Here is a 14,242-nt window from a genome sequence, read left to right on the forward strand (position 1 = left end):
GAACAGGGGTTCAAATTATAATAATCGAACTCTGGCAAAATTCCGGCAAAAGGGGCGGGAAGGAGGAGAATATCTTTCAATATCGACCATAAAGCCGCTACAGGAACTCACGGGGATTCATGGAAAAAATCCGGCTATCCAAGCTCATGTCTCAACAAGGAATATGTTCTCGCAGGGAAGCGGATAGCTATATCGAACGCGGATGGGTATATGTCGATGATGAACCTGTCACCGAATTGGGCACAAAGATTTATCCCCTGCAGAAAATAAGACTGCATAACATGGCGGAAGCCCAGCAGCTAGATCAAGTTACAATACTGTTGAACAAGCCCATCGGCTACGTATCAGGGCAGCCGGAACCGGGATACAAGCCCGCGATCAGCCTGGTTAACAAAGAATCGCGCTTTCATGGCGATCAAACACCAAAACGTTTTAGTCCGATGCATTTGAAAGGTCTGGCTCCTGCGGGCCGACTGGATATCGATTCGTGCGGCTTGTTGGTGCTTACGCAGGACGGCCGCATTGCCAAACAGTTGATCGGCGCGGAATCGGGGATTGAGAAGGAATACCTAGTGCGCATTGAGGGAACCTTATCGAAATCCGCATTGGATCTGCTGAACCATGGTCTAAGTCTGGATGGCCAGGCATTAAAGCGCGCTGAAGTGATCCGGCAAAATAAGGACCAATTACGCTTTATTTTACGCGAAGGCAAGAAACGCCAGATCCGTAGAATGTGCGAATTGGTCGGGCTGAAAGTCACTGGGTTAAAGCGCGTCCGCATTGGCAGGGTAAAATTGGGTGACCTGCCGGTAGAAAAATGGCGTTTTTTGCGGCATGGCGAAGAGTTTTGACCCGGTGTTCCCACTAAATGCCATGCGATTAGTCTCTCAAGTCGAAGGATAACAATGATTTTAGTAACGGGCGGCGCCGGATTCATTGGTGCGAACTTTGTGCTGGACTGGCTGGCGCAGTCTGACGAAGCGGTAATCAACCTCGACATACTCAGCTACGCGGGTAATCTGGAGAATCTTTCCACACTGGTGGAAGATGCGCGGCACATTTTTGTAAAAGGCGATATAGGCGACGCTACCCTCGTAACCGATCTACTCCGACGCTATCGACCCCGCGCCATCGTCAATTTTGCCGCTGAAAGCCATGTCGACCGTTCTATTCATGGCCCGGAAGACTTCATACAGACCAATATCGTCGGTACCTTTCGTCTTCTGGAAGCCGGACGTAGTTACTGGAGTGCCTTGGATGAAAATGCAAAGCGGGATTTTCGCTTCCTCCAGGTTTCGACCGACGAAGTTTATGGTTCCCTCGCCAAGGACGCGCCAGCCTTCAATGAGGCGCACCGCTACGAGCCGAATAGCCCATACTCGGCGACCAAAGCCGCCAGCGACCATCTGGTGCGTGCATATCATCATACCTACGGCTTGCCTGTGCTCACCACCAATTGCTCCAACAACTATGGTCCTTATCAATTCCCCGAAAAACTTATCCCGTTGATCATCGTCAACGCGCTTGCCGGCAAACCCTTGCCTGTGTATGGAGACGGCCAGCAAATTCGCGATTGGCTATATGTAAAAGACCATTGCAGCGCTATCCGTCGTGTGCTGGAAGCGGGAATTCCCGGGCAGATTTACAATATAGGCGGCTGGAACGAGAAACCCAACATCGACATCATCCATACGATTTGTGCATTGCTGGATACGCTACGACCTCGAGCCAGCGATCCCTACCGTAACCTGATCAATTTTGTCACCGACCGTCCTGGCCATGACCGCCGCTATGCAATCGATGCGAGTAAAATCGAGCGCGAACTGGGCTGGAAGCCTGCTGAGACTTTTGAAACAGGCATACGCAAAACCGTGCAATGGTACCTTGGCAATCCGTCCTGGGTCGCCAATGTTCAGTCTGGCGCCTACCGGACCTGGGTTGAGAAGAATTACAATGGGCGCACCTGATGAAAATTTTGCTGTTCGGTAAAAATGGGCAGGCGGGGTGGGAGCTACAACGCAGTCTCGCGCCGTTGGGCGAATTGATAGCGGTCGATTTTGACAGCCAGGATTTCTGCGGTGATTTCACAAACCTTGATGGTATTGCGCAAACCGTTCAGACGGTTTCACCCGATGTGATAGTGAATGCGGCCGCACATACCGCTGTGGACAAAGCTGAGGACGAGCCGGAACGGGTTCGTGTTATTAACGCCCTTGCTCCGGCTACTCTTGCCAGAGAAGCCGGTAAGCTTGGCGCCTGGCTGGTCCATTACTCCACTGATTATGTATTTGACGGCAGTGGGAGCAAACCCTGGGTAGAAACCGATCCTACCGGGCCTTTGAATGTGTATGGTCGGACAAAACTGGAAGCCGAAAATGCAATTTCAGAGTCTGGCTGCCGTCATCTGATCTTCCGCACCAGTTGGGTTTTTGCCGAGCGTGGCGGTAACTTTGCAAAAACAATGTTGCGTCTGGCACAGGAGCGCGATCGTCTCACCATTATCGACGATCAGATCGGCGCGCCAACCGGCGCCGATCTGTTGGCCGATGTGACTGCCCATGCCATTCGGACGGCCGTGAAGCGACCGAACGTATCCGGCCTTTATCATCTGGTTGCGGCGGGCGAAACCTCATGGTACGGTTACGCCCGGTTTGTATTAAACTTTGCTCGTCAAGCTGGGGTCAGGCTCGAGGTGGCGCCAGAAAATATCCTCCCAGTCCCTGCCAGTGCATTTCCTTCACCCGCCACGCGACCGAAAAATTCGCGCCTGGACACCGCAAAACTGCAAAGCACCTTCGACTTGAGTTTGCCTTCATGGCAAACGGGTGTAGCACGCATGCTCACTGAAACCCTTGAGAAGAATCGATGATCCAGCGTAAAGGCATTATCCTCGCCGGCGGATCCGGCACCCGGCTTTACCCCGTCACGAAGGCGGTTTCAAAACAACTGCTGCCTATTTACGACAAGCCGATGATCTATTACCCGTTAAGTACACTCATGCTGGCGGGTATTCGCGATATCCTCATCATCTCCACGCCGCAGGACACGCCGCGTTTTGAACAGCTGCTGGGCGATGGAAGCGATTGGGGGCTGAACTTGCAATATGCCGTGCAAGCCAGTCCGGATGGGTTGGCTCAGGCCTTTACCATTGGTAAAGACTTTATCGGGCATAATCCCAGCGCCCTGGTGCTCGGCGATAACATTTTTTATGGACACGATTTGCACCTGCGACTCCAGCGCGCCATGGCAAAGCAGGAAGGAGCGACCATATTCGCCTATCACGTACAAGACCCCGAGCGCTATGGCGTGGTTGCTTTTGATGGCCATAATCAGGCTTCCTCACTGGAGGAAAAACCGGTCCGGCCCAAGAGTAACTATGCTGTGACCGGCCTGTATTTCTACGATAACCAGGTTGTCGATATTGCGAGCAGGCTCAAGCCTTCCGCTCGGGGCGAGCTGGAAATCACCGATGTAAACCGGAGCTACCTGGAGCACAGCCAGCTCAATGTCGAAATCATGGGCCGTGGTTATGCATGGTTGGACACAGGTACTCACGAAAGCCTGATTGAAGCCAGCAATTTTATCGAAACCATTGAGCACCGCCAGGGTCTCAAGGTGGCATGTCCGGAAGAGATCGCCTATCGTCAAGGTTTTATAGACGCCGCGCAGCTTGAGAAGCTGGCGAAACCATTGGAAAAAAATGGCTACGGTCAGTATTTATTGCGTCTCTTGAATGAGCGGGTGGTCATATGAAGGTAATTCCCACCGCCATTCCGGACGTACTGATAATCGAACCGAGAGTCTTTGGTGATAGCCGGGGATTCTTCTTCGAAAGCTTCAATCAGAAAAATTTCAACCAGGCTACCGGGCTTGGCGTAAACTTCGTGCAGGATAATCATAGCCGCTCCGTCAAAGGTGTATTGCGCGGCTTGCATTATCAGATCCGGCAACCTCAGGGCAAGCTGGTGCGTGTAGTACGCGGTGCGGTTTTTGATGTGGCGGTCGATATCCGCAAGTCATCTCCAACCTTTGGCCGATGGGTCGGGGTGGAGTTGACCGAAGATAATTACCGTCAGATATGGGTGCCACCGGGTTTTGCCCATGGTTTTTACGTATTGAGCGAAAGTGCCGATTTTTTGTATAAAACTACGGATTACTACATTCCCGACTTTGAGCGTAGCATTGTCTGGAATGACCCGAAAATTGCGATTTCATGGCCAGTTGAAGCGGGTGCACAACCCATTATTTCGGCGAAAGACGCCATTGCACCAACGCTGGCTGATGCCGAGGTATTTTGAGGCTTCTCAGCCTGCAATCTTGTGGTGTGCCAAGCCGATGAACCCTTCGGGTTGTGTATCGACATAGGAAACATGGATGATTTAATCAAGTAGTAAATGCCCGCAATCCTGATTCATCACAAAACGAAACGATTCTATGAGTATCCAGGAATGATAGAAACGACAGCGGGCCGGGAATTTCCCTTGCGGGAGGCGCACAGTCTTGTCCGCGATCTCATGACGCCCAATCCCTGGATTTACTGGGCGGATTTTATCTTTCATATCTCGCTGGGTTGGACCGCCTTTTTGGCTGTCCTGTCCATGCCGCTGTTTTCTGCCTGGCAATTTCCACTTTTTATTATCGCTACACTTGCGTTTTATCGTGCAGCTATTTTCATTCACGAACTGGCCCACCTGAAAACGGGAACATTCGGACTATTCCGCCTGGTGTGGAACGTCACTTGCGGCATACCGTTGCTGATTCCCTCTTTTACCTATGACGGCGTTCACAACGATCATCACAAGCGTGATGTCTATGGCACCGCCAAGGATGGGGAATACGTCCCTTTTGCTACCTTGAGGCCGGTGATCATGGTCGGCTATGTACTGCTCTCATTTATTTTGCCGCTCTTTTTCATCATCCGTTTTTTGGTTCTCACACCGTTATCGTATTTCATTCCCCCGCTGCGTAAACTGGTCTGGGAACGGGCTTCTTCTCTCACCATCGATATGAATTACAAGCGTGAGGAGAATGCGATTCGCAGCGACAGGCACTGGAAGCTCCAGGAATTTGCCGCTTTTGTATTCATAACAGCGGTGGTTGCCTGCATTGCGTTGGGCGTGCTGACCTACTACTTTCTGGTCTTCTGGTATGTCATTGCAATGTTCATCTTTTTTATAAATTCCTTGCGTACGCTAAGCGCACATGCTTACCGCAATCCTGGCGATCAACCCATGGAATTTCACGAGCAATACCTCGACTCGATAAATGTTCCGGGCAACCTGTTCATTACCGCCTTATGGGCCCCGGTTGGCTTGCGCTACCACGCGACCCACCATCTTTTCATGAGCTTGCCCTACCACAACCTGGGTGAGGCCCAACGACGTCTCGTAAATGGCTTGAGCGATAACACGCTTTATCTGAAGACGGTGCGGACCAGCATGTGGGACGCATTGCGGCGTATTTGGGGTGAAGCGTCTGCAAATACCCATGGACATCAAGCTGACGTGGCCAATTCTGATACGACGTTTGAGGATGGCGTACGCAGACAAAGAAATGCCTGATAAAAAACCGGGCTGCTGTTGCGCTACGGACAAAAAAATCTGAAACATAAACACGTCAGGCAATGAGCGTTATCATGCCTAAATGTACAAGGCCGACAGGAAGCGGGCCACTAAAAACGAATGCATCAGCTCGAAGCAAGCTGGCCATCCCTGTGCCTGGCAGATTTGCGAAAGCGGCGGCGTATCAAGTAATAGTTCCCCCGGCCCGGTAGCAATCTTCACCCTCTTGTTTTATTCTTGGCGGGCCATGTCGTGTTTGTTGCGTTCTCGATCCCTGCCTCCAGGCAATCCGCGAAGTACTTACGGCCCGGGTCGGCGCGTTGCTCAGGCTGTTCCTCCTGAAATTGATTTGCCGCTGGATTTTCCCACGCTCTTGCTCTGAGTCACCTGCCGGCATGATATCTGAAATAAGTCTTGTGGAAATTGCACTTTAGTACAATGTTATTCAAAGAGATACTGTCGGATGATAGGGAGTTGGAGTACAGTACGGCAGGTCGCTTTGCCGATATGAATGATAAACGGAGTGGGAGATAACTGATGAGCCTGGTGGCTGTAGTAGGATTGGGGTATGTAGGGTTACCCTTGGCGGTTGAATTTGGAAAAAAGCGGCGAACCATAGGATATGACCTTTCCAGCAGCAAAGTCGACAGTTACAAGCGCGGCATAGATCCGACCGGTGAAGTTTCCTTTGATAATCTACAAGCAGCATGTCACCTGTCTGTTACCACCGATCCGGCAGAGCTGTCCGAGGCTGATTATATTGTTGTCGCAGTTCCCACCCCGGTAGACCTTGCTCATCAGCCTGATTTTTCGTCGCTCATCGGCGCCAGCGGGGTCGTCGGAAAACATATGAAGCGGGGCGCCATCGTTATTTACGAATCTACGGTTTACCCAGGCGCAACGGAAGAAATCTGTGTTCCGGTTCTCGAAAAGCATTCTGGTATGAAATGGAAAGATGACTTTCACGTCGGCTTCTCTCCCGAACGTATTAACCCTGGTGATAAGCAGCATACGCTTACCAGTATCCTGAAGGTTGTGTCGGGAGACGACCAGGATACGTTGGAGAAAATCGCCGTGCTTTACGAAAGTATAATTACCGCCGGTGTATACCGTGCATCCAGTATCAAGGTGGCCGAAGCCGCTAAAGTGATCGAGAATACGCAGCGTGACTTGAATATCGCATTGATGAACGAACTAGCCATCATTTTCGATAAGCTGGGAATCGACACCATGGAGGTTCTTCAGGCTGCCGGCACGAAATGGAATTTTCTTCCTTTTCGCCCCGGCCTGGTTGGGGGCCATTGCATTGGTGTCGATCCATATTACCTTACCCACAAGGCTGAAATGATCGGCTACATACCGCAGGTTATTCTGGCTGGCCGCCGTATCAACGACAGTATGGCTAAATTTGTTGCCGAGCAAACCATAAAACACATCATCAAGGCTGACATTAATGTCAAGGGCGCCCGAGTGAATGTGCTGGGCTTGTCCTTCAAAGAGAACTGCCCCGATCTCAGAAACTCTAAAACTGCCGACCTGATCAGTGAACTCAAGTCTTATGGCATAGAAATTCACATCCATGATCCTGTGGCCGATCCCGAAGAAGCTCGGCATGAATATGGCCTGGAACTTGAGTCGTGGGAAAATCTTCCACGCGCCGATGCACTCATTGTTGCCGTCTCGCATCGGCAATTTATGAACAGACCCTTGACCGATTTCCAATCCAAAATCACCGGTAATGGCTGCTTTATCGATGTTAAATCCCAGTTTGACCCAGCAGCCCTGCGTGATGCTGGTTTCAACGTCTGGCGGCTTTGAAGAAAATGAAGATCACTGAACAAATCTTTTGTGGAGTGCTTGTTTGACGACTGAGCTGGTAAAATCGGAAATTATTCACAGATTCTTCAGGAAAGGGCTGATCGAATAATGACAAGATACCAAGACGTGCTTCAGCATTTGAAGAATCATCCATATCACTGGCTGATCACCGGCGTTGCCGGGTTTATCGGGTCCAGTTTACTGGAGACTTTGCTCACGCTGAATCAAAAGGTAACAGGTCTGGATAACTTTTCGACCGGTCATCGGCACAATCTCGAGCAGATAAGGGAGTTGGTAGGGGAAGAGGCCTGGCTCAACTTCAGCTTTATCGAAGGGGATATCCGGGATCTGCAAGTATGCAGGGATGCATGCAAAGGCATGGATTATGTGCTGCATGAGGCCGCGCTTGGATCTGTGCCGCGATCCATTCAAGATCCTATCCAGACAAATGAAAACAATATTTCCGGATTCCTGAATTTACTGGTGGCCTCGCGTGACACCCAGGTGAAGCGCTTCATTTACGCAGCCTCCAGTTCGACATATGGCGACCATCCCGGTCTACCCAAGGTGGAGTCGGTAATTGGCCAGCCTCTTTCGCCATATGCCGTTACCAAGTATGTCAACGAACTCTACGCGGATGTATTCGCGCGCTGCTATGGTATGCAATCCGTCGGGTTACGCTATTTTAACGTCTTTGGTCCCAGGCAGGACCCAAACGGCGCTTATGCGGCAGTGATTCCTCAATGGATTGCTGCGCTTATCCGGGGTCGGACTTTATACATTAATGGAGATGGCGAAACCAGCCGGGATTTCTGCTTTATCGAGAACGTCGTTCAAGTCAATCTTCTTGCGGCGCTGGCTGAAAATTCCGAGGCGGTCAATCAGATTTACAATGTGGCAGTTGGCGAGCGTACAAGCCTGAATCAACTCTATGAGATGATATGCGCGTCACTTGTGGAGAAATTTCCCGACTTGCGGAACCATAAGCCCACGTACGCGGATTTTCGCAGGGGCGATGTACGACATTCTCAGGCGGACATTTCCAAGGCTGGAAAAATGTTGGGTTTTGAGCCGACTCATCGGATAGATGAAGGGCTTAAGCAAGCCATGGCTTGGTATATCGCCCATCTCGCGCCCGAGAAAGAAGCAACGGGCGAATCAGCCTAGATACACATTTTTATCGTATTTAGGTATATTCTGGGTTTTCTCGAAGCTGATCCGTTGCCTTAGTCGCCGTCCCATTTTCCTGCTTGTATCAACTGATTCTTCAGACCTGGAAGGGGGAAGCCTAGTTCATATGCTTTCTTCGCATAAGTTTTTGCCTGTTCATAGTTTTTCTTCTGCATATAGAGCAAGCCGAGATTGTAGTTGATGGTAGGGTTTTCTGGCTGGAGCTCAGCCGCTATCTGAAGCTGCTCCGTGGCTTTATCAATTTGTCCTGCTTTCAGCAAATAATTGCCATATACCATACGAACCATGCCATCGGTTGGTTTAAACCGCATGGCTCGATCAAAAAAGCATTCAACCGAATATTTGGAGCCGCTCGGCTTTAAGGTTTTCTCCTTTAAGGCAAGTTTACCCATTGCTGCCAATGCGCGATGGTGATTCGGAAACAGCAGAAGTGTATAGCTCAAGTCTCCGCCGATGTATCCGGTATTGCCACTGACCAGTTTCTCGACATTAGGCGTAAAATGATAATCTTCAACGGTTTTCAGATTTCCTCTATAGTCGCTGTTCGTATAATCACCTCCCGCACCTCCTGGTATGACTTCTCCACAATAGGGAGCGGGGGCCGCCTTGAGGTCTGCTGAAATAATCGAGACGACTAATATAACAATGAACGGCATAGCTTTCATAAACGTTCCTTACAATTAGCGTATTTCGGAGGATGCTTCAACAAGCGCAGTACGGTACTGTTCATCCAGCGTTTTCCGGAAAGGTGCATCAATTATGACCCCTGGCTCGCGAGTACGTCAGGTTTTTTCCATTGGCACACCTGGGTGTTCATGTCGAGAAACCGCTCATGTCGAGTAAGGCCCGATCGAAAACGATGGTTAATCTTTCACCACGACTGAATCCAGTCGCTCGTCCCAACGGCCACCTCATCGCGCCATACACGCCGCGAAAAAGTATGGTTGGCTTCCGGTAAATTCAGACGCGATACACTTGGTGCCGCCAGCCGTCGCTGCCACTCACGCGAACTTTTAACTAGCTCCAGAAACTCCTGGGCGGTAAGGTCGTCGCCACTCGTTATCAGCAGTATCTTTCCTTTATAACGACTGAGTGCATCCAGCATCCGTTCCGGCAAGCTGGCGAAATCACAGGATCTATCGCCAGCCTTATCCCTCGTGGCTGTAATTTTTCGACCCGGCAGGGCTTTCTCGATAGTCTTCACAAGAGATTGAGTTGCATTGGCGTAATTAAAACGCCCGCTCCAAACCTTGCCCCAGAATTCAGGGTCGAGAATACGAGCGAGATAGTAATGTTTTAGATAGGCTTTTGCAGCACCTTGATCTGTTCTTACCCAGGGATTCAGTAATACCAGGCCAGTTATGCGCCGATCGCGGTGCGCATGGAAAAGCGCAGCTGAGGCAGCATCGCATAAGCCCCAAATCACCAAATTACTGAGCGCGGGCACTTCTTCAAAAAAATGTTCTATCGCACAGTGGAGATCATCTTCCAAATCTTCAAAAGTTCTTGAGGCGCCTTCGCTATCTCCCATTCCCCGGTAATCGAAACGTAGAACGGGTATGCCAAGAGAGGCGAGGTGACGAGCAAGTAATGTGAACTGGCGATGGCTTCCCACCCGATATTGCGGTCCGCCTACAACGATCAGCACACCTCTCGAAGCAGTTCGCTCAGGCAGGCTCAAAATTCCGTACATCCACGAATCATTGCACTGAAGGGCGAGCGCGCGTTCCTCGAAATTCATCTGGCTTGTTCAGCAAAAATATCGGCTGTCGCCAACACGAGTTCAGGACACTCCGAGATTTCCTGTGTCGCCCAAAACGGTAAGCAAGGCACAAGATGCAAATGCAGATCAACGCCATTCTGCTTCCATGCGGTGACAACCTTCGCTCCGGCCGCGGTCATGGAACGGCCCGGTTCAGCCACAATCTCGAACCAGTGAATGGGGCATCGTGTTACGAGTAGCTCAGCCGCTTGCAAGATATCAATGGCGGCAGCCATGTCCGGCGCGAGTTCATAGCCGGCTACTTCAAGCGGATTTCCAGTCCTCAAGGCATTGCGCATAGCATTCGTTCCGGTGTTTTTTTCTGTACCGGCCTCGCCCAAAAGAATTTCATTGGCGAGCCGAAGGCGCAAAAACCGGGTCAGGAAAGATTCTCCGCTTATTACAGGTTGCCAAAGAATAATCCGGTCAATTGCATTTTCCGAGCTTCTGGCAAAGTCGAGTGCTAGTAGAGCGCCTAGGCGCAGACCCCAGAGGCTGACCGGAGCGGCAACCCTGTCCTCCAGCCAACTCCATGCAGCAGCCAGGTCCCGCTTCCAGATATTCCAGCTTGCATTCCCGAATTCGCCGCTGCTGTCTCCACAGCCGAAAAGATCTATCTGCAGCACGCCAAACCCCGCTGCGGCAAAGGCTCTTGCCTGCATCGCCGCCATACGGCGCGATTTATTCATTTCGTCGCCGAAGGGATGAACATAAATCAGTACACCGCGGCATTCCCAACCGGGAGGAGGGGCGTAGTAAAGACAAAAACGCTCGCCCAACTCCGCTTTTAAAAAGAAGGGCGTGGCGGGAGCGACGTGCAAAAATGAGTTCATTCAGCCAATTTTTGTTCAACGAAGCGCGTCAGTGTGCCAACGGTTTCAAAGGTGCTTGCGGTAATCTCATCATCATCGACGGTTATATCAAAATGCTCTTCCATGGCGGTGATCAGATTAACCACTGCCATGGAGTCCAATTCGGGAATGCTGCCGAGCAAGGAGGAATCTTCCTTGAGGGAATTTTTTCGTTCCCCGAGGCTCAGTACGTCGGATAGAATTTTCTTTACTTCTTCAAGATGCTGCATGTTTACTCCATAGTTGATTATCTTTTTGAGCAGGAAGACGCCTCAAGCCCCTCAGTATCAAGACGAAATTCCGGGAATGAATCGGGGCGGGACGACAAATGAAAGTAGGGCGATATAGAGGAGAACGTAATTTGCCACCGGCCGGCACAAAAAAAGAGTGCGCTGCCCAAGGGCAATGTTCCAAAATGTGCATGGGCATCGAGCGAACCGGAGTTGAACGCGGAAATACGGCTGCACGACCATAAAATGTTATTTTCAGTCAAGATGCGGTTTGCCTGTTCCCATAGACGCGGAAAAGTCAATCCCAGTCGGAGATCCGGCGCTACATACACATCGAAATCCCAAGCGGCCCGTTCTGCCGGTAGCGGTATGTAGCGGGCCCGCACTTCATCCTCTTGATAGCTTCCCAGCAATAGCCACAGGAAACCAATAAAGCGCCCCTCCTTCAAAGCGACCAGACATTTGGCTCCTTGCTTGAATCTGGCTCGGATCGCCGTGGCAGGTCTGGGAAACTCCCGGATGATTTCGTCTTGCTCTTGAATCAGCCGGATTTCTATTTTCCTGCCCCTTCCCGGCGGAAGTAAAGCTGTCTTTGCGACTGGCTGGGCGATTAAATAATACCTGTATAGGCGAATCTTTCCTCTTGATATCATCCCCAAAAACTTGCTGAGTACGAAAAGCCCGACATTGAACCAACCCCAGTGCTGTAACATCTGATGAAATGCTTTTTTTTGCACTGCTATTGAGGTCATCACGCAAAACCATTGAGTAGCCAAGATATCAAATACAAGTGGCAATGAGAAATTACGACATAATAAGACCAGTCCTGCGACCTGAATATTTTATAATATAAGCGGAACCGGGAATGACGCGCCAGCATCTTCAATCCAGTTTTCTTATTTTATCCGCAGACTTCGGTAAATTCCGCTGCTACAGCCTTTAGCCCAGGAATAGTGGTTTTCTGATACCGAAATCGTCATGATCTCGGTAGAAAATCAGTTGGGTTCTGCTCCGTGCGGCGTTATTTTGTGACTCTTGATAAAAACGCGTCAATAGTACTATAAGTCACGGAAGGTTAATTCTTAAAAGTAGAAATCGCTTTACTTTTCAATGTATTTTCTTGTACGCTTCAAAAAGTTACCCTAATTGGGGAGCGCAGCGGTATGCATAAACTTAACATACAAAAATGGGGAGCGAACATGAGTATGCATGCGCGGAACAATTGGGTGGCAAATTTTGCGTTTTCCGCTCTCCTCGCCACCAGTTCGGCGTCATTCTTCATGGCGTCAGCATATGCGGACACCTCGTTCGAACGTTTGTCATCACTGCTGGCGGCGACGCCTGAGGGTGGTTGGGTCAAGGCAAGCACCAACCTCTTTTCCGATGCTTGGCCGGTCGGCGCCGATGCGGTACCGAATAGTTGGCCCGGCGCTATTGTTAATGCCTGGAGTTCTTTTGCCTGGGATTCAGATCGTGGACAAATGATGCTTTGGGGCGGCGGCCACGCAAATTACGTGGGTAATGAAATGTACGTGTGGGATGGCGCTACAGGCAAATGGGAGCGGGGTTCTCTACCAAGCAGAATAGACGCCTATGGATTTATCGTCGACAGCGCGGCGCCACAATCGGCGCATACCTACGACAACAACAACTATCTGCCCGTCAATAAGATGTTCATTACGTTCGGGGGCGCAGCGCAGAACGGTGGAAATTTCGAGAAGACGGATGGCACGAATGTGACCCGCGCTGGCCCTTTCCTGTGGGATCCTGATAAGGCGGATCCCAATAAGGTCGGTGGTACGACCGGTTCAGGCTGGAATACGATCAATGTTGCGCAAGGCGGCAACATGTGGATCGACCGGCAGGGGCAGTGGACCGGATCTCAACCGCCTATTTACGTTAACGCTACCACTGCCTACCGTACCGAGAACGGCAAAGACGTAGTCTACCTTACCGCAGACTCGAATGCATCAGGGTTTCCGGTACTCTACCGCTATGCAGTGGGAGACGTGAGAAACGGCGGTAAGGACTCATGGGAAGCTATTGGCACTACATGGAATTCAGTCGGATACCAGGGCACCGCAACAATTGATACGACGCACAACCTTTACATTAGGACCGCCAATCATATCGGGCCATATACGGCAGATTTGGCAATATGGGATCTGGATAATTCCAATACAGCCAATCCCAATAGTAATGCCGATATCGGAATCAATCTCGTAAACAGCGATGGCAGTGATTTCGTAATGGGTGCGACTTATGGTATTGGTTATGATTCTGCCGATAACATGATTGTGCTATGGGATGGCAGTGGCGGCGGCGGAACAGTTTGGGCAGTGAACGTTCTCACCGACGCAGATGGCAACATCGGCTCCAACACCACGTGGACTATCCACGAGATGCAAAGCTCGACGTCAAGTCATCCTCATGGTGATTTTGCTACCGGTGTTCTCGGTAAGTGGCATTATGATCCCACGCTGGGTGCGTTCGTCGCGCTCGACCAGATTGCTCTCGAGAACGGCGGAGCGTGGGATGCCGCTGTGTGGCTATACAAGCCGGTCGCGGGGGTGGTTCCCGAACCGGAAGCATATGCGCTTCTGCTTGCGGGGCTTGGCCTGATCGGATGGATTGCTCGCAGACGTCAACGAAATACCGAAGCGCCAGCAAAGCTGGCGCTCTCCTCAGTCGCGGTCTGAGGTACTTGACACGATTTCCGGAACGCCATACCTTGCTCCCGCACGTGGCAGGCAAATTTGAAATTTGCGATCATTGCTGAGAGGTTTTTCTTTTTCTCTTGATCGGATGAGCTACGCGGAATCACCCTTA

At 50.8% G+C, this 14,242-nt stretch carries 14 protein-coding genes; 9 read left to right on the forward strand and 5 right to left on the reverse strand.

The genetic code is table 11. The features are described from left to right. Positions 1 to 119 precede the first annotated feature (119 nt). The 8 genes from BLP78_RS06935 (at position 120) to BLP78_RS06970 (ending at position 8,546) form a co-directional block, all read left to right on the forward strand. Positions 120 to 851, forward strand: a complete 732-nt coding sequence (locus BLP78_RS06935; RefSeq protein ID WP_090457882.1) for a pseudouridine synthase — start codon at positions 120 to 122, stop codon at positions 849 to 851. Positions 852 to 905: 54 nt separating this feature from the next. After that, a complete protein-coding gene (rfbB, locus tag BLP78_RS06940; RefSeq protein WP_090457884.1) occupies positions 906 to 1,967 on the forward strand; it encodes a dTDP-glucose 4,6-dehydratase in 1,062 nt (353 codons plus the stop codon). Then, positions 1,967 to 2,869 carry a dTDP-4-dehydrorhamnose reductase gene (gene rfbD, locus BLP78_RS06945; protein ID WP_090457886.1) on the forward strand — a complete coding sequence of 301 codons (903 nt, stop codon included), beginning with the start codon at positions 1,967 to 1,969 and terminating at the stop codon, positions 2,867 to 2,869. The genes rfbB and rfbD overlap by 1 nt, the downstream gene beginning before the upstream one ends. Then, entirely contained in the window at positions 2,866 to 3,753 is an 888-nt protein-coding gene (rfbA, locus tag BLP78_RS06950; RefSeq protein WP_090457888.1) for a glucose-1-phosphate thymidylyltransferase RfbA, read from the forward strand. Before rfbD ends, rfbA begins: the two co-directional genes overlap by 4 nt. Then, the gene (gene rfbC / locus BLP78_RS06955) at positions 3,750 to 4,298 is read left to right on the forward strand and encodes a dTDP-4-dehydrorhamnose 3,5-epimerase (protein WP_090457891.1); all 549 of its coding nucleotides are present in this window, start codon (positions 3,750 to 3,752) and stop codon (positions 4,296 to 4,298) included. The genes rfbA and rfbC overlap by 4 nt, the downstream gene beginning before the upstream one ends. A 150-nt stretch (positions 4,299 to 4,448) precedes the next feature. After that, positions 4,449 to 5,561: a fatty acid desaturase family protein gene (locus BLP78_RS06960; protein WP_090458008.1), complete on the forward strand. Its 1,113-nt coding sequence runs from the start codon at positions 4,449 to 4,451 to the stop codon at positions 5,559 to 5,561. A 537-nt stretch (positions 5,562 to 6,098) separates the two neighbouring features. After that, positions 6,099 to 7,379: a nucleotide sugar dehydrogenase gene (locus BLP78_RS06965; protein ID WP_090457893.1), complete on the forward strand. Its 1,281-nt coding sequence runs from the start codon at positions 6,099 to 6,101 to the stop codon at positions 7,377 to 7,379. A 108-nt stretch (positions 7,380 to 7,487) separates the two neighbouring features. After that, positions 7,488 to 8,546, forward strand: a complete 1,059-nt coding sequence (locus BLP78_RS06970) for an SDR family oxidoreductase (protein WP_090457895.1) — start codon at positions 7,488 to 7,490, stop codon at positions 8,544 to 8,546. A gap of 59 nt (positions 8,547 to 8,605) precedes the next feature. Here the strand turns inward: BLP78_RS06970 and BLP78_RS06975 are convergent, their stop codons facing one another. The 5 genes from BLP78_RS06975 to BLP78_RS06995 form a co-directional block, all read right to left on the reverse strand. Then, positions 8,606 to 9,235 carry a tetratricopeptide repeat protein gene (locus tag BLP78_RS06975; protein WP_090457898.1) on the reverse strand — a complete coding sequence of 210 codons (630 nt, stop codon included), beginning with the start codon at positions 9,233 to 9,235 and terminating at the stop codon, positions 8,606 to 8,608. A 206-nt stretch (positions 9,236 to 9,441) separates the two neighbouring features. Beyond that, the gene (locus BLP78_RS06980) at positions 9,442 to 10,311 is read right to left on the reverse strand and encodes a hydrolase 1, exosortase A system-associated (protein WP_090457900.1); all 870 of its coding nucleotides are present in this window, start codon (positions 10,309 to 10,311) and stop codon (positions 9,442 to 9,444) included. Then, the gene (locus tag BLP78_RS06985; protein WP_090457902.1) at positions 10,308 to 11,165 is read right to left on the reverse strand and encodes a hydrolase 2, exosortase A system-associated; all 858 of its coding nucleotides are present in this window, start codon (positions 11,163 to 11,165) and stop codon (positions 10,308 to 10,310) included. The genes BLP78_RS06980 and BLP78_RS06985 overlap by 4 nt, the downstream gene beginning before the upstream one ends. Continuing rightward, positions 11,162 to 11,413, reverse strand: coding sequence for an acyl carrier protein (locus BLP78_RS06990; RefSeq protein WP_090457904.1), 252 nt, complete (start codon positions 11,411 to 11,413; stop codon positions 11,162 to 11,164). Before BLP78_RS06990 ends, BLP78_RS06985 begins: the two co-directional genes overlap by 4 nt. 17 nt (positions 11,414 to 11,430) lie before the next feature. Continuing rightward, complete coding sequence (locus tag BLP78_RS06995; protein WP_176752807.1) at positions 11,431 to 12,210, reverse strand: GNAT family N-acetyltransferase; 780 nt, start codon at positions 12,208 to 12,210, stop codon at positions 11,431 to 11,433. A 366-nt stretch (positions 12,211 to 12,576) separates the two neighbouring features. On the opposite strand from BLP78_RS06995, the gene BLP78_RS07000 reads away from it, so the two are divergent. Further along, a complete protein-coding gene (locus tag BLP78_RS07000) occupies positions 12,577 to 14,112 on the forward strand; it encodes a PEP-CTERM sorting domain-containing protein (RefSeq protein WP_090457909.1) in 1,536 nt (511 codons plus the stop codon). Positions 14,113 to 14,242: the final 130 nt, after the last annotated feature.

The sequence above is a fragment of the Nitrosospira sp. Nsp1 genome, from assembly GCF_900100985.1.
Classification (GTDB): Bacteria; Pseudomonadota; Gammaproteobacteria; order Burkholderiales; family Nitrosomonadaceae; genus Nitrosospira.

Bases quoted from the DNA above. Each gene is read 5' to 3' on its own strand.
- BLP78_RS06935 (WP_090457882.1), top strand. From the start codon at position 120: ATGGAAAAAATCCGGCTATCCAAGCTCATGTCTCAACAAGGAATATGT.
- rfbB (WP_090457884.1), top strand. From the start codon at position 906: ATGATTTTAGTAACGGGCGGCGCCGGATTCATTGGTGCGAACTTTGTG.
- rfbD (WP_090457886.1), top strand. From the start codon at position 1,967: ATGAAAATTTTGCTGTTCGGTAAAAATGGGCAGGCGGGGTGGGAGCTA.
- rfbA (WP_090457888.1), top strand. From the start codon at position 2,866: ATGATCCAGCGTAAAGGCATTATCCTCGCCGGCGGATCCGGCACCCGG.
- rfbC (WP_090457891.1), top strand. From the start codon at position 3,750: ATGAAGGTAATTCCCACCGCCATTCCGGACGTACTGATAATCGAACCG.
- BLP78_RS06960 (WP_090458008.1), top strand. From the start codon at position 4,449: ATGATAGAAACGACAGCGGGCCGGGAATTTCCCTTGCGGGAGGCGCAC.
- BLP78_RS06965 (WP_090457893.1), top strand. From the start codon at position 6,099: ATGAGCCTGGTGGCTGTAGTAGGATTGGGGTATGTAGGGTTACCCTTG.
- BLP78_RS06970 (WP_090457895.1), top strand. From the start codon at position 7,488: ATGACAAGATACCAAGACGTGCTTCAGCATTTGAAGAATCATCCATAT.
- BLP78_RS06975 (WP_090457898.1), bottom strand. From the start codon at position 9,235: ATGAAAGCTATGCCGTTCATTGTTATATTAGTCGTCTCGATTATTTCA.
- BLP78_RS06980 (WP_090457900.1), bottom strand. From the start codon at position 10,311: ATGAATTTCGAGGAACGCGCGCTCGCCCTTCAGTGCAATGATTCGTGG.
- BLP78_RS06985 (WP_090457902.1), bottom strand. From the start codon at position 11,165: ATGAACTCATTTTTGCACGTCGCTCCCGCCACGCCCTTCTTTTTAAAA.
- BLP78_RS06990 (WP_090457904.1), bottom strand. From the start codon at position 11,413: ATGCAGCATCTTGAAGAAGTAAAGAAAATTCTATCCGACGTACTGAGC.
- BLP78_RS07000 (WP_090457909.1), top strand. From the start codon at position 12,577: ATGCATAAACTTAACATACAAAAATGGGGAGCGAACATGAGTATGCAT.